This window comes from Mesorhizobium sp. 131-2-1 (assembly GCF_016756535.1).
Classification (GTDB): Bacteria; Pseudomonadota; Alphaproteobacteria; order Rhizobiales; family Rhizobiaceae; genus Mesorhizobium.
This window is the reverse complement of sequence record NZ_AP023247.1, coordinates 3,416,566-3,435,563: the sequence shown is the minus strand read 5'-3', so window position 1 is coordinate 3,435,563 and position 18,998 is coordinate 3,416,566. Positions and strand designations below refer to the sequence as shown.

The window sequence follows — 18,998 nt, the reverse complement described above, 5'->3', positions numbered from 1 at the left end:
CTACCCCGCCACAATGCCGGGCCGCCCCTTCCGCCGCGGAAATGCTTCCCCCGCAAAGGCGCGGTCGCCTAAATCTTGGTTCCGAAGCATTTTAGCAAAATTGAATATTCCAATGAATGGCCTATGATTTGCCAGCCGGGAGTTGGGCCGACGCTGTTCAGTTTGTCACGCGACCCAGCACGGTTGGACCAGCAACGCGAGGGAAGTTTATGGCAGAGGTATCACCAGGAAATCAGAACTCGGAGCTCGTACGGCGCGGCTATGCGGCATTCGACGCGGGAGACATGGATACGCTCTCGCGATTGATCGACGAGTCCTGCACGTGGCATAGTCCGGGGAAGAGTTCGCTCGCCGGAGATTACAAGGGCCACGAAGCGATTTTTGGCCACTTCGGCCGGTTGGGGAGCGAAACCCACGGGACGCTTAAGTCCCACCTTTTGCACGTAACGGAGAGCGACGACGGATCAGTGGTCGCCGTTCATCGCGATACCGCTGAGCGGAACGGCAAACGGCTGGATGGGCTCACTTGCATCGTCTTCGACATCAAGGACGGCAAGGTGATGGACGGCCGGGAGTATATCTACGACCTCCACGCCTGGGAGGCATTCTGGGCGTAAAAGGCTATCGGTGGGGTCATCCAATGCGCACGACGGCACTACGGCTTCGATCGATCCGACAATCGCTGTGGCCCCTGTTGGGCTTTGCTGACTGGCATCAAGACATCAACCCAGCGGGCAGGCCCGTTTGGCGACGCTATATCGCGAGAACGGACTCATGGGAATTTCGTCCGATGACGCCAGCCGAGGAAGCCAAGGTTTTGGAGTGGTATTATCCGCCCTATATGATGTAGGCCCAAATTCGAAATACAGCGCCCTAGCGCGAGTTCTGGTCGGCCGGTGCCGACACCGCCGAAGCGCCCCGGGCGTGCTGGCGTGTCCCTGTGGTTACCACATGTCACAAATGCGGCAACGCGCTGGCGCAAAAACGCCAGGCCGGCTGCCACCTCCGGCGGAACTCCTGACAAGACCTAGCGCATCAATTCAAAGTGCCGTGGAAATGCCTGATGCAGCAGGAGCAGCATGGTCTTGCGCAGCACATTGGTGTCACGGCTGGAGGGGTTCAGGTGATCCCAATACCATGCGCCGTGAACCAGATAATTCAGGCTCTCCGACAGCGTGTCGATATCGACGCCGGCGTAGCCGCCGCTGCGTGAAATCTCTATCAGCAGCTCGCGCGCTTCGGCGGTGTAGGCGAGGTCGCTGGGCAGGCCGATCTCGTTGTAGATCTGCATGCTCTTGCGATCGCTGGAGAACACGACGAAGACCGAAACCCATTTCGGATGCTGCCGCGCGAAGCGTTGCGCGCAGTCGACGGCGCCCAGCAGCCTTTCAACCGGCGACAGTCCGGGTGCCCGCACCAAGGTGGCCCACAGCGCGTCATACTGGTCGCTGAGATATTGAAGGACGGCCCGAAACAGGTTCTCCTTGCTGCGGAAATGGAAGACGACGAGCGCGTTGGACGAACCGACCTGCTCAGCAATGCGCTGCATGGTGACGCTCGCCAGGCCTTCCTCGGCGATGAGGTCGATCGTGGCGTCGATGATGCGCTGGACGCTCGCCTCGCCGCGCTCGCGCCGACGGTCCCTGGGGGCGGCATCATTCGCCGAACTCCTGCCCTCCGCCATTGCGCCCCGTTTTCCGGCCGTTGCCGTTGCCTTGCGTTCAGCCATTTTCATCCGGCCTTTCGAATTCGCGGCGCAAACCCCGGCCCGCGCCGCCATTCTGGAATATCGGGCGCCGGCCCGCCATAGCCGACGCGAGGGAACCAGCCGGACCTCCCACTGCTCAAAGCGAAGGGCGTGTCCCGGCACTGCCAAACCATTGGCCCTGCGCGGTCTCATAAGCCATCGCCGCGCGAAATACATCGGCGTCGCAATAGGTGCGGCCGACGATCTGGATGCCTGTCGGCACGCCGCTCGCCGCCCTGCCCGACGGCATGGAAAGCACAGGGCAACGGCTCATCATGTTGAACGGGGTCGTCATCACCCAGCCCAGCGACGGGTTCACCTGCTTGCCGTTGATCTCGACAGTGTCCGTGGTCTGATCGAACTCGGCGGACACCGCGGGGATAGCGTTCGTCGGGCAGATCAGCACATCGTACTTTTCAAGCAACGGACCCAATGTCTGATACATCCGGGCCGCCACCTCCAGGGTTCCGACAAAGTCCATCGCCTTCGACTTCTGCCCATCCTCGGCAAACCTGCGCGCATAGCTGGTCATGTCCTCGCCATGCTCCTCGAGCAGTTGCGACAGCGAGGCGCCGAAGAGATGCTCGAGATAGGTCATGCCAGCCTTGAGCACCTCGTCGCCCCAGCCCAGATCGACTTCCTCGACCGTGGCGCCGAGCGAGCGGAAGACATCGCACGCGGCAAGCGTGTTCCTGCGCACATCGGCATCGACCTCGAACGACCCGAGGTCCATCGAGAACGCGATCTTCCAGCCCTTGATCGGCTTGTAGTCGAGCGGCAGGCGCAGCTTCGGGCGAAGCGTGGCGATATCCAATGGGCTCGGTCCCGCCATGACGTTCTGCAGCAGGATCGCGTCCCTGACGTTCCGGGCCAGCGGCCCGGTGTGGCAATAGAAGTCCAGGTTGAATGGCGGCTCGTCCGGGTTGCGGCCGTATGGCGGCTTGAAGCCGACAAGGCCGCAAGCCGACGCCGGGATGCGGATCGACCCGGCGATATCCGAACCGGTCGCGATCGCGGATGTGCCCGAGGCGAGCGTCGCTGCGGCACCCCCGGACGAACCGCCGGGCGTAAAATCCGGATTCCACGGGTTGCGGGTGACGCCCCATCGCCTCGACCAGGTGTAGCCGGCGCAGCTGAATTCGGGCGTCGCCGTGCGCGCATGCGCGATGCCGCCAGCCTTGATGATGCGCTCGTTCATCGTCGAGGTATGGCCGCATACGGCATCCCTGGTCAGCAGCGAGCCATGCGATGTCGGCTTGCCCTTGATATAGCTCTCGTCCTTGATGCCGATCGGCAGGCCTTCGAGCGCTCCGGTCCGAGCGCCTTTGGCATATTTAGCCTCGGCTTTCCTGGCCAGATCCATCGCCTCCTCGAAATGCGTGAAGGTGAAACAGTTGATCGTCTCCTTCGTGGCCTCGGCGCGGTCGATGATCGCCTGCATCAGCTCCACGGGCGAGAGCTGCTTTGCCTTGAACAGCCGCAGCGCCTCGCTGGCCGGCATGTAGCAGAGATCGAGATTGGTCATGGGCAGTCTCCTGCGGTCCGCCGACCGCGCTTGGCAGGAAGGGGCAATGACAGCCGGGCCGCGCGTGGCGTCGCGGTCCGGCGTCTTTGGCCGGAACGGTCTCGGCGGGGCTATTTCTGGAGATCGGTCCAGATTTTCGTATAGAGCGCCTGCACGTCCGGCGGACAGGTCGGCATGAACTTGCCCTTGGCGGCGAATTCAGCCGGGACATCGACTTCCGGCGCCCCCTTCATGTCGTTCGGCAGGAACGGCTCGGATCCCTTGATGCCGTTCGCGTAGTGGGCGAAGGCCGAGATCATCGCCGCGTTCTGCGGATCCATGATGAAGTTCTGGAACAGCTTGGCGTTCTCGACATTCTTGGCGTCCTTGAGAACCGCGACATTGTCCATCCAGATCGGATAGCCTTCCTTGGGATAACCGTAGACGATCTTGTCGTTCTCCAGCCGCTCGCGCAGCGATATGCCGTTCCAGTTCACGCCGGCAGCGATGTCGCCCCTGCCGAGGCCGTCGACGGCCGCGTAGTCGAAGGAAAGCCATTTCGCCTTGGCCTCGACCAGCTTGTCGCGCACCTTCTTCAGCACCTGCTTGTCGTCGGTGCAGTATTCGCCGCCGAAATAGGAGATGGTCAGGAACAGGATGTCGCCCATCTCCGGCACGACGTTGATCTTGCCGACGAGCTCGGCGGGCGGGTCGAGGAAAATGGCCGACGTGTTCGGATCGCCGGAATACACCGATTTGTTCACCGAGACGCCGGTCGTGCCCCACTGCCATGGAACGGTATATTTGCGGCCTGGATCGAACGGCACGTCGACCCATTTCGGATCGACGTTCTTGAAGTTCTCCATCTTGTTGGGGTCGGTTTCCAGCAGCAGCCCTTCGCTGATCCAGATCGGCATGACACTGGCCGATGGCACGACGATGTCGTAGCCCGAAGCGCCCTGGCGCACCTTGGCCAGCGCCGTGTCGTTCGAGTCGTAGTCGGTGACGGTCACCTTGACCTTGTAGGTCGCCTCGAACTTCTTGATGAGGTCGGGGTTGGTGTAGTTGCCCCAATTGTAGATGTTGAGCTCGCCATCGGCGTGGGCCATGCCTGTCGCGGCCATCAGCGACAGCCCGGCGGCCGTCGCGGTCGATTTCCAGTTCATGCTGTTTCTCCCATTGTTGGGACCGGCCGCGAATGCAGCCTCAGGTCCGATGAAGATAGTTCCCTCTCATGCGTGGCCATTCACCGGCGGAGCCTGCTGGCCAACTCGATCGTCATCGTCAGGGATAACTATGACTAAATATACAGTCAACATCTTTCTAGCGGGCACCGACCATGGTTCGACGGTTGAAAGCGCAATTGGCAAAGTGCCCGCCAGCGACGTCGTGCAGACGTCGGCGAGCGGGACCAATCCACCGATGCGCCGGCAAACGTGTCATGGTATCGTCAAGGACGAGGGCATTGAAGGATTGGGGCAAGCCTAGGCGAGAGCAACCGCGGCTTGCAGGGTTGGATCAGGGGGTCATGCGCCTTTTTCTGGCGACCGTGCTGCTGACGACCATGGCGCTCGTCTCCGCCGCGTGCGGTGAGGAGCGCCTCGCCTTGGCTGTCAGCAGTCCCGTCTATGACGGCGCACCGGCCATCGCCAATGCCGATGGCAGCTCCGAGCGGATAGGCTTGCGGCAGACAGGCTTTACCGTCCGGCTGCTGGGTGATGGCGAGTACCGAACCGGGATGCAGTCCATCACGCCCAGCCTTCAAGAGATGATGCCAACGGGGACGAATTCCGCACGACAGGGCTTGGGTATATGCGCGCCAAAACTGTCATCCTGATTGTTCTCGCAAGCATGTTCGGCGTGCTCGCGCTGGTGGTCGCCAATATCTGGCTGGCCGACCAGCGCTATGCAATGGCACGGATGGACAGCGCGCCCGCAACCGCGGCGCCGACCGAGAGCGGGGCAAATGACGGCGGTTACGACGGCCCAGCCGGCTTCGGAAATGACGGCTCGGGCAGCGGCGGCAGTGGCGACGCAGGTTCCGCCGGCGGCGGTGGTTCCGGCGGCGCCGGTTTTGCCGGCGGCGGCAGTTCCAGCAGCGGCGGTGGTTGGGACAGCGGCAGTCAGGAGCCGTATCCGTTGGACGTAGCTCCGGAGACCGGCCATCCCCAAAGCGGGGCCGAAGAGGCAGCCGCCTACGAGGAATACAAGCGCGAGCAGGCCCAGCGCGAAGCCTATGAGCAACAAGTGCGGGCTGAGCAGGAAGCGCTCAGGGCCGAAATGGAGCGCGCCGCGGAAGCTGCCAAGGCCTCGGCCCAGGACCAGCCGTCGACCAGCGCTGGCGCGCCGCCCGCCGGCAACACGGAGATCGATCCCGGTGACGGTGCTCCGCCCCTGCCCCCTGCCCCGGCACCGGCGACGGAGGAGGTCGTCCGGCACCCGACTATCGATGCGCCGGACGAGGTGGTGGCCGGCGAAGCGGTGACGGTATCGATCGCGCTGACCGAGGAGCAATTGACGCCCGAGGTGAGGGTGAAGCCGGCGCCCGGTTCCAGCGTGACCGAGGACGGCGCCCTCGACATGGTGATGCCAGCGGGCACCGAGCAATGGCCGATCGACATCGATCTCTTCGCCTCGGGTTTCGATCTCGCCGATGGCGGCAAATGGAGCCGGGCGACCACGCTCTATCACGAAGGCGACAGCGATTTCGTCCGCTTCGAGCTCAAGGCGCGCCCGATCGGCCAGGACAGCAAGCCCGGCCAGTTCATCGCCCGCATTTACAGCGCCGGACGTTTCCTCGGCTCGGCGTCGCGGCCGGTCACCATAGCGCGGACGCGGACACCCGCTGCCGGCGCCGAAGCCGCTGCCCCAACCATGCTGCTTGCCTCGGCGCCAAGGCAGACATTGACCGGCAATGTCGAACCCGGTGGCGCCGCCAGCGTGCCCGATCTCGACGTCACCATCCTCTATGACGATCCGAACGGGCTCGGCCCGGGACGCATCATCATCCATTCGCCGCATCTGGCCGGCCCGGTGACCGACAGTTTCTCGACGCCGCCCGAAATGGCGGCTTGGCTGGAGTCCGAATACCACCGCTTGCTGCAGCTTGGCCTCAACCTGCGCGGCGCTGTCTCCCTGCAGCAGCCGGCCGCAAGCACCGACCCGGAAGCGCAAAAGCGCTTCGTCACGCTCGCCGCCGAGGGATTCGGCGATGCGCTCTACCGCGACTATGTGCCGGGCGTCTTCAAGGATGTCTTCTGGTCGTTGCGCGACAAGGGCGAACTGCGCTCGATCCAGATCACCTCGAACAGCCCGACGCTGCCCTGGGAATTGATCCGCCCGCGCAGCAAGGACGGCGCAACGCAGGACGGCTTCCTCGGCATGGGCTACCGGCTGGCGCGCTGGGCGCCGCGCAGCACCTCCTCGCAGATCGACAATCCACTCGACCATTTGGCCTTCACCGGCGTCGCCGCGGTGGCGCCTTCCTATGCCGACAAGCAGTCGCTGCCGTTCCAGGAGGTCGAGATCGAGGCGCTCAGCAAGCTTGCCGGCTATCGTCGCTTTGACGGCGATTTCGTCTCTTTCACAAAACTCGTCGGCGAGGTCTCGACTGGCTTCATCCACTTTTCCGGCCATGGCGAGATCAACCAGCCAAGCAGCGGCCGGCCGGTCTTCGCCATCGACCTCGTCGACCAATCGCTCGATCCCGACACCTGGCGCGCGCTGGTCACGGCCGCGCACGGCAAGGGCAATCCCTTCTACTTCTTCAATGCGTGCGACAGCGGGCGCTCGCAGATGCTCGGCGGCTTCGTGCAGGGCTGGGGTCCCGCGGTGCTGGCGGGCGGCGCTTCCGGTTTCATCGGCGGCATGTGGCCGTTGACCGATCGCGCCGCGGCCGCCTTCTCGAGCGATTTCTACGGCGGCATCGCCACCCGGCTCAAGGATGGGCCGGTCTATCTCGCTGAAATCCTGCAAGGAGTGCGCAAGCGCTTCTACGAGACCGGCGATCCGACCTACCTGGCCTACACTTTCTACGGCAACGCCAATCTTCAGGTGGTGACGCAGTAGAGGCCTGGCTCGGCTTCAAACTGGTTCTGGCGAAGGAATGTTACAGCGACCTTTGCGGACAGGGCGTCCCCGCGGCGTCGCCGCAGCGCGAGGCACTCGGCGCTGGCCGGAAGCTCATATCCTCCGAGCGGCGCACCAGCTCGGCGAAAACGAGGGCAAAACTTCCCAGCATCAGGAAGACGATGATCAGGCGTGTCACCGGCAATAGACAGGTCTCGACTGGCTAGCCCCCACCAACCCATCCACTGCCGGCTAACATGACCGATCCGGCTTTACGAGAGCTTAAGCTTCGTCTTAACCATCACGTTCGCCCGTCGGCCGACACAATGCGCGAGCGGCCCCTTTGGCGCCGATTGGCGAACGCCACCGCCCTTTGCACATGCGGGCGGCCCATGCTACCCCGGCGCTGGCGCGGCCCGGCAACCGGTCGCCGCCAGCCGGTCGTCATCGGAAAGCCATGAGCAAAGCCGCCAGCCGTTTCGCCTTCGTCTCGTCCGACACCGCCGACGCCAGGGCGGCGCTGGAAAGCCTGTCATCGCATTATGGCCAGGCATCTGTCGAAGAGGCCGAGATCGTCGTGGCCCTCGGCGGCGACGGGTTCCTGCTGCAGACGCTGCGCGACACGATGAGCACGGGCAAGAAGGTCTACGGCATGAACCGTGGCACCATCGGTTTCCTTATGAACGAATACCGCGCTGGCGGCCTCGAGGAACGCATCGCCACCGCCGTCGCCGAAACCATCCGTCCGCTGGAGATGCTTGCGGTGACGCACGAGGGCGAAACGGTCTCGGCGCTCGCGATCAACGAGGTGGCGCTGTGGCGCCAGTCCTATCAGACGGCCAAGATCCGCATAACGGTGGACGAGCAGGTGCGGCTGGAGGAACTGAACTGCGACGGCGTGATGATCGCGACGCCGGCCGGCTCGACGGCCTATAACCTCTCCGCGCATGGGCCGATCCTGCCGCTCGACGCGCCTCTGCTTGCGCTGACTCCGGTCAGCCCGTTCCGCCCGCGCCGCTGGCGTGGCGCGCTGCTCTCCAACAAGGCGACCGTGCGCTTCGACATATTGGAGGCCGAAAAGCGGCCGGTGAACGCTGCCGCGGACCATACGGAAGTGAAGGCGGTGGCCTCGGTGACGGTGCGGGAGTCGCCGACGGCAACGGCCACGCTGCTGTTCGATCCCAACCATTCGTGGAACGAGCGTATCCTCGCCGAACAGTTCCGCTATTGAGCCGGCGCAGGGACAACGCCCGATTAAGCATCGCGATTAAGCTTACGTCTTCACAATCGCAGCATTTCCGGCCGTTTCTGTTGACAAATCGCGGGCTTGCGCCTAATTCCAACGCCGATCTTGCAGGCGCGCGGCGCTTGCCGCGACGGATGCCGTTGCGCTTCCCCAAACCAGCCAAAGACAGCCAACACTTGTCCTCAGACACCCAGACCGCTCAAGAAGCGTTGACATTCGCGGACCTCGGCCTGTCGCCGAAGGTCCTTTCCGCAGTCACCGATGCCGGCTACACCAAGCCGACGCCGATCCAGGCCGGCGCCATCCCGCATGCCTTGCTGGGCAAGGATGTGCTGGGCATTGCCCAGACTGGCACCGGCAAGACGGCATCGTTCGTGCTGCCGATGCTCACCCGTCTCGAAAAGGGCCGCGCCCGCGCCCGCATGCCGCGCACGCTGATCCTCGAACCGACGCGCGAGCTTGCCGCGCAGGTCGAGGAGAACTTCGTTAAATACGGCAAGAACCACAAGCTCAACATCGCGCTCCTGATCGGCGGCGTCTCCTTCGACGAGCAGGACAAGAAGCTGGAGCGCGGCGCCGACGTGCTGATCGCGACGCCTGGCCGCCTGCTCGATCACCGCGAGCGCGGCAAGCTCCTGCTCAACGGTGTCGAGATCCTGGTCATCGACGAGGCCGACCGCATGCTCGACATGGGCTTCATCCCCGACATCGAGCGCATCTGCGAGATGATCCCGTTCACCCGCCAGACGCTGTTCTTCTCGGCGACGATGCCGCCCGAGATCACCAAGCTGACGGAAAAATTCCTGCATGCGCCGGTGCGCGTCGAGGTCTCGAAAGCTGCGTCGGCTGCCACAAACATCATCCAACGGCTCGTCAAGTCCGGCCCGAAACCCTGGGACAAGCGCGAGACGTTGCGCAACCTGATCAAGGCCGAAGACGCCGAACTGAAGAACGCCATCATCTTCTGCAACCGCAAGGTCGAGGTCTCCGAGCTGTTCCGCTCGCTGCTGAAGTATGACTTCGATGCCGGCGCGCTGCATGGCGACATGGACCAGCGCGCGCGCATGCAGATGCTGGCCAATTTCCGCGACGGCAAATTGCGCTACCTCGTCGCCTCGGACGTCGCGGCGCGCGGCCTCGACATTCCCGATGTCAGCCACGTCTTCAACTATGACGTACCGATCCACGCCGAGGACTATGTCCACCGAATCGGCCGCACCGGCCGCGCCGGCCGCTCGGGCAAATCCTTTACCATCGCCACCAAGTCGGACACCAAATACATAGACGCCATCGAGCGCCTGATCGGCAACAAGATCGAATGGCACGACGGCGACCTGTCGACGGTGGTCGCCAGTGAAGGCGAGGATGAGGCGCCTCGCCGCGGCCGCGGCGCGCCGCGCCGCGCCGGCCGCAAGGACGAAGACCGCAAGGAAAAGGGCGAACGCAAGCCGCGCGAGCGCCATGCCAGGCACGCCGAAGACGCTGCGCCCGAAGCGGCGCGCGAGGAACAGCCGGTCGTGGCCGAGGCGGCCGTCGCCGATATCGGCGAGCGGCGTGCGCGCAAGGAAGCGATCCGTTCCGAAAACACCGAGCGCAAGACGCCACCCGATCGTCGGGAACAGCGCGCGCAGGAACGTGGCGACACCCGGCCGCAGCGCGACAACAGCCGCCCTGCCCGCAGCCGCCAGGAAGACAACGACACGACTGTCGGCTTCGGCGACGACATGCCCGCCTTCATGCGGATCGTCGCCAAGGTCTGATTTTCGGTTTCCGTTTCTAACAAGGCAAGCCGACCCACCGGCTTGCCTTGTTTGATGGCCGGCGGCCTGTTACATCGGCCCCGGCATCATCTTGGTCGGTTTCTCCAGCATCGGGAACTCGGCCTTGCTGCATTTCACGGTCGGGTTGGTCGGGCTGAACACGCCGTTCGGGTTGTCCTTGAACCAGGCGTGAAGATCGTAGTGGACGAACTCCTTCGGAATGAGCGGATAGTGTCCCTCCATCGGTCCCATGAATTTCTGGCCGAATAGCGTAGGTGCTTCCTTGACGTCCGGCGTCAGCGGCACCAGCCATTCCACCCCGACCAGTTTCAGGCCTTTCTTGGTCGGCTCGTAGATCAGCACATTGGGGTGCATCGGATCGAGTTTCTTGCCGACGCTGGGAACGTTGACGAAATGGATGCCCATGGCGCCTTTCGGATAGTCCATCGTGCCGGGTATCTTTTCGCCGGTAAAGTAGACACACCCGACAGTCGACAGATAGAGGTCGCGGACGGCGGCGGTGTAGTCCTCATATTTGGCGAGCGACTTTTTCAAGGCGTCGATGTCAGCCTTGTTGGCATCTTCGGCCTGAGCCGTGGCCACGCCGAGCCAGGCGCCGATGAGACCCGTCAAAGCAAGGGCGCCGAGGTGAGCTGTTCTTGTCATGCATTCCTCCCAGAACCTACTGATCTGGCCGTGCAAGACCGAGGCGGAAGAAAATGCTGACTGCGCGGCCAACTATATCGCCCCGTCCCCTCTGGAACTGCGCCAATGCTAGTCCTATCCACGATTGTGGGAAAGTGTTAATTAGAAAAAGCTAATATTTTAGAGCAACTTGTCGTGATCTCGGTCAGCCGACGCCCCGCAAAGCAAAACGGCCCCATTCGGGGCCGCTTTTTCATGTTCGGTGCCAGGCGACTCAGGTGAGCGGCGAAAGCTGGATCTCGACCCGGCGGTTCTGGGCGCGGCCCTGGGTTGTCGCATTGGACGCGACCGGACGGGTCTTGCCGAAGCCGGTGACGGCGAAGCGGCGTGAATCGACGCCTTGCCCCGACAGATAATTGGCAACCGCCAGCGCGCGGCGCTGCGACAGGTCGAAATTGTGTTCGTCGCCGCCTGTCGAATCGGTGTGGCCAAAAACGTCGACCGTGGTCTGGCGGAACTTGTTCAGTACCAGCGCCACCGAATTCAGCACCGGATAGAAGCCGGGCTTCACCGCGTCCTGGTCGACGTTGAAGGTGATGTCGGATGGCATGTTGAGGATGATCTGGTCGCCGGTGCGCGTGACGCTGACGCCAGTGCCCTGGAGCTGGCGGCGCAGCTCAGCCTCGTTCTGGTCCATGGTGGCGCCGATGGCACCGCCGGCGAGCGCGCCGATACCGGCACCGATCAGCGCGTTGCGGCGATCGTTGCCGCCGGCCAAAAGCCCGAGCCCGGCACCGGCGATCGCGCCGAGCCCCGCGCCGGCCGCCGTATTGGAAACCTTCTGCTCACCGGTGTACGGATCGGTAGTGGTGCAAGCGCTCACCAATACAGCCGTCGCCACGGCGACGAGCACAGTCTTTTTCATGAGAAAGTCCCTCTCCAAACCGCGGCCGTTGCGGCCGCGCCATATCAGCCCTTCCGGCGGTCTTGTAGCATGAAATACGGCGAAAAGCGGAACGGCAAAATGCCAATCAAAGCTTTTCCATCGTCGCCACGCGCGGCTGTTCCGGCCAGTGCCCCTACCAGAGATTCTTGCCGTCGATGACGACGACCTCGACCTTGTCGAGATCGAAATCGTCGAACAGGCGCGAATTCACGCTGACCTTCGGGTGGTCGAAGTCCGGCTCACCGCTCGACCAATCGGGCGTTTCGGTGAAGGTGCCGCAGCCGCAGGTGGCGCAAAAGCCGTGCTTTACGGTCTTTGAGCCCCAGCGGTAGAACGAGACGTTTTCGGGCGGGCTGGTGAGCTTGAATTGCTCGGGCACATAATAGGCCCAGAGCGAGCCGCGCTTCGAACAGAAGGAGCATGTGCAATGCGTCACTGTTTGCGGCGCTTCTGAAACCTCGAATGTCGTCGCCTTGCAGTGGCAGCTTCCCTTGATGGTCATGAACGAATTCCTCTCCGTTGCCCGCCGGCCCACCGCGGCAAGGCAACATAAAGAAGCGCTCCTGACAACTGCCTGTCGGCAGGCTTGCCTGCCGCTCTCAAAACTGGAAAGCCCGATGCCCCTTGACCCGCAGGTCGGATGCCCGTCGCCTCAATAGGAGCGCGGCGGCACGAACAGGCAGATGGTCTTGCCGGCATCGAGTCCCGCCTGATGCGCGCACCAGTGGAATTCGCCGTCCGGGCTGTCCTTTATGCGCTTGTCGGTCATGGGAACCACCTCGCCAGTGCCGGCGATCACATACCCTTCGGGTTTCTCCAGGACCTCGCCGGTATGCGTCGTGCGGCAATCGTAGTTGGCGCAGCATGAGAAGGGATAGCTCCAGCCTTGCGGCATTGCCGCTGTAGGCGTGGCATCATGCGCGAACGCAGGCGCCGTCAGCATCGCGGCCACCGCGGCCGCGGCCAGGAAAAACAGGGAGCGGCCAACCGGTTCAACGGCTCTGGCCAGTCGAATTGTGGCAGCAAACATGGAACGTTCCTTTCAAACGAGCTTCAAGCGTTTTGCTTGCCCGTTCCCGGAACGTGTCTTCCCACTGGCCGGATCGTCAGGTCGCAGATACGCCGCGTCCGGCCATAAATGCTTCTATCCCTCAGCCCGAATGCTGGGCTGATTCCTTGGTCGGCGCAAGAAGCGGCTGCATCGGCAATGCCGCGCCCCACGCCACCCTCTGCAGCCAGAATCGTGCGCCGGCTTGGTTAACGAGCCGTTAGCGAAGCGGATCTGGTGCCGGACAACGGGATTCGGAAGAAGCTGGTTTCAGCCGTTCAACCGGGAACATGCTCATCATACTGCGGCCGGTCGTCGGTAACTGTGAACCATTTCGCCTTGGAACCGACGAAGATGTGGGCGGTACTAAAGATATGCGCGCACTGGAAGCGCAAGGGACCGTCATTCGCAGACCGGCATCACCAACATATCCTAGTCGAGGTCCGCCACCGCCTCGCCCGCCCCGCCTTCGATGCGCTGCGACAGCGAGGCTTCCATGAAATCGTCGAGGTCGCCATCGAGCACGCTCGACGGGCTGGTGCTTTCGACGCCGGTGCGCAGGTCCTTCACCAGCTGGTAGGGCTGCAGCACGTAGGAACGGATCTGGTGGCCCCAGCCGATTTCGCTTTTCGACGCCTCGGTGGCGTTGGCCACCGCCTCGCGCTTCTTCAGCTCTTCCTCGTAGAGGCGCGAGCGCAGCATCTCCCAGGCCTTGGCCCGGTTCTTGTGCTGCGAGCGCTCTGCCTGGCAGGCGACCGCTATGCCGGTCGCAAGATGGGTGATGCGGACCGCAGAATCGGTGGTGTTGACGTGCTGGCCGCCCGATCCCGACGATCGGTAGGTGTCGATGCGGACATCCGATTCGGAAACGGCGATCTCGATCGTGTCGTCGATGACCGGATAGACCCAGACGCTGGCGAAGGAAGTGTGGCGCCGCGCGTTGCTGTCGTAGGGCGAGATACGCACCAGCCGGTGGACGCCCGATTCGGTCTTCAGCCAGCCATAGGCATTATGGCCCTTGATCAGCACCGTGGCCGACTTGATGCCCGCCTCTTCGCCGTCATGCACTTCCAGCACTTCGACCTTGAAGCGCCGCCGCTCCGCCCAGCGCGTGTACATGCGCAAAAGCATCGAGGCCCAGTCCTGGCTCTCGGTGCCGCCGGCGCCGGCATGGATTTCGAGATAGGTGTCGTTGGCGTCGGCCTCGCCCGACAGCAGCGTCTCCACCTGGCGGGCCTTCGCTTCGCCCTGCATCGAGCGCAGTGCCGCTTCGGCCTCGGCGACGACGCCTTCGTCGCCCTCTTCCTCGCCAAGCTCGATCAGGCCGATATTGTCTTCCAGCGCCTGTGTGATGCCCTTGACCGCCGCGATGCCTTCCTCGAGACCCTGACGCTCGCGCATCAGCTTCTGCGCTTCCAGCGGCTCGTTCCAGAGGCTGGAATCCTCGGCGCGGACGTTCAGGTACTCAAGCCGCTTGATGGCCTGGTCCCAGTCAAAGATGCCTCCTCAGCAGGGTTATCGCCTGCCTGATCTCGTCGACGATGTTCTGCGTTTCCGCGCGCATGGCTGCCAGTTCTGTCCTGTTGTCTGGTTCTGTCCGGGATAGGCGCGATACATAGGCACGGCACCGCCGCCTGTAAAGCAATAATGGCCGGCTGTGTTCAGCCGGCCATTCCGTAGCCTCGGAGACGTCAGTAGAGTCCGCCGCCGCCGTCCTGGATGGCCTGCGTGGCTTGCGGCGACAGCGCGCCGCCGGCGCCGTTCGAACCGTCGGCTCCCATGCCGATCACCCAATAGCTATCGGCCGGGCCGGTGCCTGGCTTGAAGGCTTCGATGATCGTGCCAGCCTCGCCTTCGGCGGCCTTCATGCCGGTCTTGCGGTTGATGGCAATGAGCTTCATGCCTTCCGGAACCTGGAAGTCGATATTGGGCGTGCCGTCCAGCGCCACGCGCATGAAATCCTTGAAGATCGGCGCCGCGAGGCCGCCGCCGGTCGCGCCCTTGCCAAGCCCTTTCGGCGTGTCATAGCCCATGTAAAGGCCGACAACGAGGTTCGGCGTATAGCCGATGAACCAGGCATCCTTCTCGTCGTTGGTCGTGCCGGTCTTGCCGGCGATGTGACGGCCGAGCTCGGCGATGGTGGCGCCGGTGCCGCGCTGCACGACGCCTTCCATCATCGAGGTGATCTGGTAGGCGGTCATCGGATCGAGCACCTGCTCGGAATTGTCCACCAGCTCCGGCTCGGGCTGGTTCTTCCATTCGGCCGCGTTGCAGCCCTCGCAGCCGCGCTCGTCCTGCTTGAACACGGTCTTGCCGTAACGATCCTGGATGCGGTCGATAAGCGAGGGTTTGATCGACTTGCCGCCATTGGCCATGATCGAATAGGCCGACACCATGCGCATCACGGTCGTCTCGCCGGAGCCGAGTGCCATCGGCAGGTAGGGTGCCAGATGGTCGTAGACGCCGAAGCGCTCGGCATATTCGACGACCAGCTTCATGCCCATGTCGTTGGCGAGCCGAACCGTCATCAGGTTGCGCGACTTTTCGATGCCGGAACGCAATGTCGCCGGACCGGCGACGGTGCCGTCATAGTTCTTCGGCGTCCATGTCGTGTTGCCGCTCTGGATGGTGATCGGACCGTCCATGATCACCGAGGCCGGCGTGTAGCCATTGTCGAGCGCGGCCGAATAGACGATCGGCTTGAACGAGGAGCCCGGCTGACGCATCGCCTGGGTTGCTCGATTGAACTCCGACTGCGCGTAGGAGAAGCCACCGACCATGGCGAGTACGCGACCGGTGTGCGGATCCATGGCGACCAGGCCGCCTTCCACTTCCGGAACCTGACGCAGGCTGTAGGTGCTGTCCGAACCGTCGTTCTTCTGAACATAGATGACGTCGCCGGGCTGCAGCACATCCGCCGGCGATTTTGCCTTGACGCTCTTGCCGTCGACAATGTGACGCATGGCAAATCCCATGTCGTCCTTGCTGACGGTGCCTTCGACGCGCTCCTTGACGATGTCGCCCGAAACCTGCCGCGCCGGCTGCAGGCCGATGGAGAGCCCAGTGTCGGAACTGTCGAGCACGACGGCGAGCGTCCATTCGGGCACGTCCTCCAGCCCCTTGACGTTGCCGAGCGGCACGCCCCAGTCGCCGGAAACATCGATGTGGGTCACCGGTCCGCGATAGCCGCGCAGCGTGTCGTATTTCAGCAACCCGTTCTGCATCGCCTTGCGCGCGATGAGCTGGATCTTCGGGTCGAGCGTCGTGCGCACCGAAAGGCCGCCCTCGTAGAGCGCATTCTCGCCGTAGCGGGCGATGATCTGACGGCGCACTTCCTCGGTGAAATACTCGCCCGCGAACAGGTATGAGCCGTTGCGGCGCGGCGTCACGCCGAGCGGCTCGGCCTTGGCCTTGTCGCCTTCCTCGCGCGTCACGTAGCCGTTCTCGACCATCTGGTCGATCACCCAGTTGCGGCGCTCCAGCGCGCGGTCGGCATGCTTGAACGGGTGATAGTTGTTGGGGCCTTTCGGCAACGAGGCGAGATAGGCCGCTTCCGCCACCGTGAGCTCGTTGACCGACTTGTCGAAATAGGTCAGCGCCGCGCCCGCCACGCCATAGGCGCCGAAGCCGAAGAAGATCTCGTTGAGGTAGAGCTCGAGGATGCGGTCCTTCGAATAGGCCTGCTCGATGCGGAAGGCCAGGATCATCTCCTTGATCTTGCGCTCGTACGTCTGGTCCGAGGTGAGCAGGAAGTTCTTCGCCACCTGCTGGGTGATCGTCGAAGCGCCGACCTGGCGTCTGCCCGAACCGAAATTCTGCAGGTTGACAATGATGGCGCGGCCGAGACCGGTCACGTCGATGCCGGGATGGTTGTAGAAATTCTTGTCCTCGGCCGACAGGAAAGCGGCCTTGACGCGATCCGGAACCGCCTGGATCGGCAGATAGAGGCGACGCTCGCGCGCATATTCGGCCATCAGCGAGCCGTCCGACGCATGGATGCGCGTCGTCACCGGCGGCTCGTATTTGGCAAGCACCTCGTAGTCGGGCAGATCCTTCGCCAGATGGCTGATGTAGATCGCCACGCCGGCGGCCACGATAAGGGCCAGCGTCGTGCCGATGCCGAAGAAATAGCCGATGAGACGAATCATGCCCGCTCCAGTCCGTGGTTCGGGAATTTCCTAAACGAAGCCGCCTATGGCGCAAGCTTCCGGGACGGTCCCAATCCGCAATGGAAAACCCATGTCGCCACCATGTGGACAAAATACGGCAGCACCGGGTTTTCGGGCTCCCTCTTGGGAAATAATAGCGCCGGGTGTTGTCGTCGTGCAACGCTGCCTCTGGTTGCAGGCGGCAGCCATGTCAGCCCCCGGTCGCCGTTCCGGCCTTGGCTGAAGCGAACAGCGCGACGGCGTTGGTTATGCTCTGCGCGGCCTTGCCGCGCCAGTCGGCGCTGAGCAGTTGTGCTTCGTCCTTGGCGTTGGAGAGGTAGCCGAGTTCGACCAGCACCGACGGCACGTCCGGCGCCTTCAGCACCTTGAACCCGGCGGAGCGCTGCGGATTGTTGATCAGGCCGACGCTGGTCGAAAGCTGCCCGACCAGCGTATGGGCAAAGCTCATCGAAAAGCTGTGCGTCTCGCGGCGGATCAGGTCGATCAGGATGTCGGTCACTTCCTTGTTGTCGTTCTTGATCTCCATGCCGGCGAACTGATCGGAGAGGTTCTCGCGGTCGGCGAGCGCCTGCGCCTCGGGATCGGAGGCCTTGTCGGAGACGGTGTAGACGGTTGCGCCGCGGATGCCCTTGACGCTGATCGTGTCGGCATGGATCGAGATCAAGAGGTCGGCTTCATGCTGGCGCGCGATGCGCACCCGGTCGTCCAGCCGCAGGAATTCGTCCGTCTCGCGGGTCATGAACACATCGTACTTGCCGACCGCGACGAGCTTGTCGCGCAATTCGGTGGCGAAGGCGAGCGTGACGTTCTTCTCGATGGTGCCGTTGAGGCCCTCTGCGCCGCCGTCGACGCCGCCATGGCCGGGATCGATGACGACCGTGAAGCGATGGCCCGGATTGGAGATCGGTCCGGTTCCGACCCTGCCGCCCTTGTCGGTTGAAACCGTCGAGCCGGTGGTCAACGCCTGGTTGGCGAGCGCGGCATCGAATTCCCGCGCCGAAGCCGCCGACATGTCGATGGCGATGCGGTAGCCGCTGCCGTCGTCGTTCTTGAGCACGTCGAGCTTGTCGACCGAAAACGGCCCCTTGCCGGTGAGGATCAGCCGCGACCCCTCACCCTGATCGCCGTAGCGTATGGCCCGGACCAGGCCGCGCGCCTTCGCATCCTTGGCGCCGATGGCGAATCTGGTGCGCGGCAGGTCGACGACCAGGCGATTGGGGCCGCGCAGCAGGAACCATTTGACGTCGGGCTCGCGGTCGAAGGTCATGACGATGCGCATCTTGGTGGCATCGCCCGCCATTTTGTAGCCGGTGGCGCTGAGCGGCGCATCGCCAGCGTGCGAAACGCCTGAAAAAACAAGCAGAACCGCCATCAGCAAAAGCGCGCAGGCAAGATGCAAGGCAGACCGGGCGGCGCAACGATCCTTGTTTGCGATGCCTGCCAGTCCCATCTCTTTCCAGTCGCTCCCGGTTTGGCGCCAGGCGCCGGTCATTGCATCGAAGTGCCGGTCAGGCCACGAACTCGATTAACGATTGGTATCCAGAGAAGGTTAACCAAGCCTTTTCGCGCAAGGAATTGAAGGCCTGGCTTCCCTAAGGGAACTCCTTTTTGCCGGCATCCGAAATCGGGGTTGCCTTCCCTGCCGCCAAATCATAAAAGCGATGGTGGATCACTGCAATCCTGGAACCGCTTCCTCCGCAGCTTCCTGCTACAGGTCAGATGAAAGGCGGCTCCTTTCGCTTCAAGCGAAAAGGCTTCAGGTGATCGCGACGAATTTCGCAGGCGTGCGCCCGTGGCGGGGGAATCGCTTGCGTGAGGAAAACGGCCGGGTCGTCCCGTGCCGGCTCTGTATGAGCAAACAAGCT

General features: G+C 63.3%; 16 protein-coding genes. 5 read left to right on the top strand and 11 right to left on the bottom strand.

What is annotated here, in order from left to right; genetic code table 11:
- Positions 1 to 209: 209 nt before the first annotated feature.
- The gene (locus JG743_RS16500) at positions 210 to 617 is read left to right on the top strand and encodes a nuclear transport factor 2 family protein (RefSeq protein WP_202291607.1); all 408 of its coding nucleotides are present in this window, start codon (positions 210 to 212) and stop codon (positions 615 to 617) included.
- A 410-nt stretch (positions 618 to 1,027) separates the two neighbouring features.
- Here the strand turns inward: JG743_RS16500 and JG743_RS16495 are convergent, their stop codons facing one another.
- The 3 genes from JG743_RS16495 to JG743_RS16485 form a co-directional block, all read right to left on the bottom strand.
- Complete coding sequence (locus JG743_RS16495; RefSeq protein WP_244672808.1) at positions 1,028 to 1,684, bottom strand: TetR/AcrR family transcriptional regulator; 657 nt, start codon at positions 1,682 to 1,684, stop codon at positions 1,028 to 1,030.
- A 160-nt stretch (positions 1,685 to 1,844) separates the two neighbouring features.
- Positions 1,845 to 3,272 carry an amidase gene (locus JG743_RS16490; protein WP_202291601.1) on the bottom strand — a complete coding sequence of 476 codons (1,428 nt, stop codon included), beginning with the start codon at positions 3,270 to 3,272 and terminating at the stop codon, positions 1,845 to 1,847.
- A gap of 110 nt (positions 3,273 to 3,382) precedes the next feature.
- Positions 3,383 to 4,417 (bottom strand): extracellular solute-binding protein, encoded by a 1,035-nt coding sequence (locus JG743_RS16485; protein ID WP_202291599.1) that lies wholly within the window; start codon positions 4,415 to 4,417, stop codon positions 3,383 to 3,385.
- A 362-nt stretch (positions 4,418 to 4,779) separates the two neighbouring features.
- On the opposite strand from JG743_RS16485, the gene JG743_RS16480 reads away from it, so the two are divergent.
- Together JG743_RS16480 and JG743_RS16475 are read left to right on the top strand one after the other, a co-directional pair.
- Positions 4,780 to 5,088: a hypothetical protein gene (locus JG743_RS16480; protein ID WP_202291597.1), complete on the top strand. Its 309-nt coding sequence runs from the start codon at positions 4,780 to 4,782 to the stop codon at positions 5,086 to 5,088.
- Complete coding sequence (locus JG743_RS16475) at positions 5,064 to 7,319, top strand: CHAT domain-containing protein (RefSeq protein WP_202291595.1); 2,256 nt, start codon at positions 5,064 to 5,066, stop codon at positions 7,317 to 7,319. Before JG743_RS16480 ends, JG743_RS16475 begins: the two co-directional genes overlap by 25 nt.
- Before the next feature lie 40 nt (positions 7,320 to 7,359).
- On the opposite strand, the gene JG743_RS16470 is transcribed toward JG743_RS16475, so the two are convergent.
- Positions 7,360 to 7,524: a hypothetical protein gene (locus tag JG743_RS16470; protein WP_202291593.1), complete on the bottom strand. Its 165-nt coding sequence runs from the start codon at positions 7,522 to 7,524 to the stop codon at positions 7,360 to 7,362.
- Between the two features lie 252 nt (positions 7,525 to 7,776).
- Between JG743_RS16470 and JG743_RS16465 the strand changes: the two genes are divergently transcribed.
- Complete coding sequence (locus tag JG743_RS16465; RefSeq protein ID WP_202291591.1) at positions 7,777 to 8,550, top strand: NAD kinase; 774 nt, start codon at positions 7,777 to 7,779, stop codon at positions 8,548 to 8,550.
- 191 nt (positions 8,551 to 8,741) lie between these two features.
- Entirely contained in the window at positions 8,742 to 10,325 is a 1,584-nt protein-coding gene (locus JG743_RS16460) for a DEAD/DEAH box helicase (protein ID WP_202291589.1), read from the top strand.
- Positions 10,326 to 10,394: 69 nt separating this feature from the next.
- Here the strand turns inward: JG743_RS16460 and JG743_RS16455 are convergent, their stop codons facing one another.
- From JG743_RS16455 to JG743_RS16425, 7 genes are all read right to left on the bottom strand, one after another.
- Positions 10,395 to 10,991 carry a hypothetical protein gene (locus JG743_RS16455; protein ID WP_202291587.1) on the bottom strand — a complete coding sequence of 199 codons (597 nt, stop codon included), beginning with the start codon at positions 10,989 to 10,991 and terminating at the stop codon, positions 10,395 to 10,397.
- A gap of 253 nt (positions 10,992 to 11,244) precedes the next feature.
- Positions 11,245 to 11,895, bottom strand: coding sequence for an OmpA family protein (locus JG743_RS16450; RefSeq protein ID WP_202291585.1), 651 nt, complete (start codon positions 11,893 to 11,895; stop codon positions 11,245 to 11,247).
- A gap of 154 nt (positions 11,896 to 12,049) precedes the next feature.
- Positions 12,050 to 12,418 (bottom strand): GFA family protein, encoded by a 369-nt coding sequence (locus tag JG743_RS16445; protein ID WP_202291583.1) that lies wholly within the window; start codon positions 12,416 to 12,418, stop codon positions 12,050 to 12,052.
- 150 nt (positions 12,419 to 12,568) lie between these two features.
- Positions 12,569 to 12,946 (bottom strand): hypothetical protein, encoded by a 378-nt coding sequence (locus JG743_RS16440; protein ID WP_202291581.1) that lies wholly within the window; start codon positions 12,944 to 12,946, stop codon positions 12,569 to 12,571.
- A gap of 450 nt (positions 12,947 to 13,396) precedes the next feature.
- A protein-coding gene (prfB, locus tag JG743_RS16435; protein WP_202291579.1) for a peptide chain release factor 2 occupies positions 13,397 to 14,528 on the bottom strand; the annotation gives its coding sequence in 2 pieces (ribosomal slippage) (positions 13,397 to 14,461 and positions 14,463 to 14,528; 1,131 coding nt in all).
- 127 nt (positions 14,529 to 14,655) lie between these two features.
- Positions 14,656 to 17,112, bottom strand: coding sequence for a penicillin-binding protein 1A (locus JG743_RS16430; protein ID WP_202291577.1), 2,457 nt, complete (start codon positions 17,110 to 17,112; stop codon positions 14,656 to 14,658).
- A 211-nt stretch (positions 17,113 to 17,323) separates the two neighbouring features.
- A complete protein-coding gene (locus JG743_RS16425) occupies positions 17,324 to 18,583 on the bottom strand; it encodes an N-acetylmuramoyl-L-alanine amidase (protein WP_202291575.1) in 1,260 nt (419 codons plus the stop codon).
- Between the last annotated feature and the right edge of the window lie 415 nt (positions 18,584 to 18,998).

Excerpts from the sequence above, each read along its gene's own strand:
- JG743_RS16500 (WP_202291607.1), top strand. The coding sequence starts at position 210 with ATGGCAGAGGTATCACCAGGAAATCAGAACTCGGAGCTCGTACGGCGC.
- JG743_RS16495 (WP_244672808.1), bottom strand. The coding sequence starts at position 1,684 with ATGGCGGAGGGCAGGAGTTCGGCGAATGATGCCGCCCCCAGGGACCGT.
- JG743_RS16490 (WP_202291601.1), bottom strand. The coding sequence starts at position 3,272 with ATGACCAATCTCGATCTCTGCTACATGCCGGCCAGCGAGGCGCTGCGG.
- JG743_RS16485 (WP_202291599.1), bottom strand. The coding sequence starts at position 4,417 with ATGAACTGGAAATCGACCGCGACGGCCGCCGGGCTGTCGCTGATGGCC.
- JG743_RS16480 (WP_202291597.1), top strand. The coding sequence starts at position 4,780 with ATGCGCCTTTTTCTGGCGACCGTGCTGCTGACGACCATGGCGCTCGTC.
- JG743_RS16475 (WP_202291595.1), top strand. The coding sequence starts at position 5,064 with ATGCGCGCCAAAACTGTCATCCTGATTGTTCTCGCAAGCATGTTCGGC.
- JG743_RS16465 (WP_202291591.1), top strand. The coding sequence starts at position 7,777 with ATGAGCAAAGCCGCCAGCCGTTTCGCCTTCGTCTCGTCCGACACCGCC.
- JG743_RS16455 (WP_202291587.1), bottom strand. The coding sequence starts at position 10,991 with ATGACAAGAACAGCTCACCTCGGCGCCCTTGCTTTGACGGGTCTCATC.
- JG743_RS16450 (WP_202291585.1), bottom strand. The coding sequence starts at position 11,895 with ATGAAAAAGACTGTGCTCGTCGCCGTGGCGACGGCTGTATTGGTGAGC.
- JG743_RS16445 (WP_202291583.1), bottom strand. The coding sequence starts at position 12,418 with ATGACCATCAAGGGAAGCTGCCACTGCAAGGCGACGACATTCGAGGTT.
- JG743_RS16440 (WP_202291581.1), bottom strand. The coding sequence starts at position 12,946 with ATGTTTGCTGCCACAATTCGACTGGCCAGAGCCGTTGAACCGGTTGGC.
- JG743_RS16430 (WP_202291577.1), bottom strand. The coding sequence starts at position 17,112 with ATGATTCGTCTCATCGGCTATTTCTTCGGCATCGGCACGACGCTGGCC.
- JG743_RS16425 (WP_202291575.1), bottom strand. The coding sequence starts at position 18,583 with ATGGGACTGGCAGGCATCGCAAACAAGGATCGTTGCGCCGCCCGGTCT.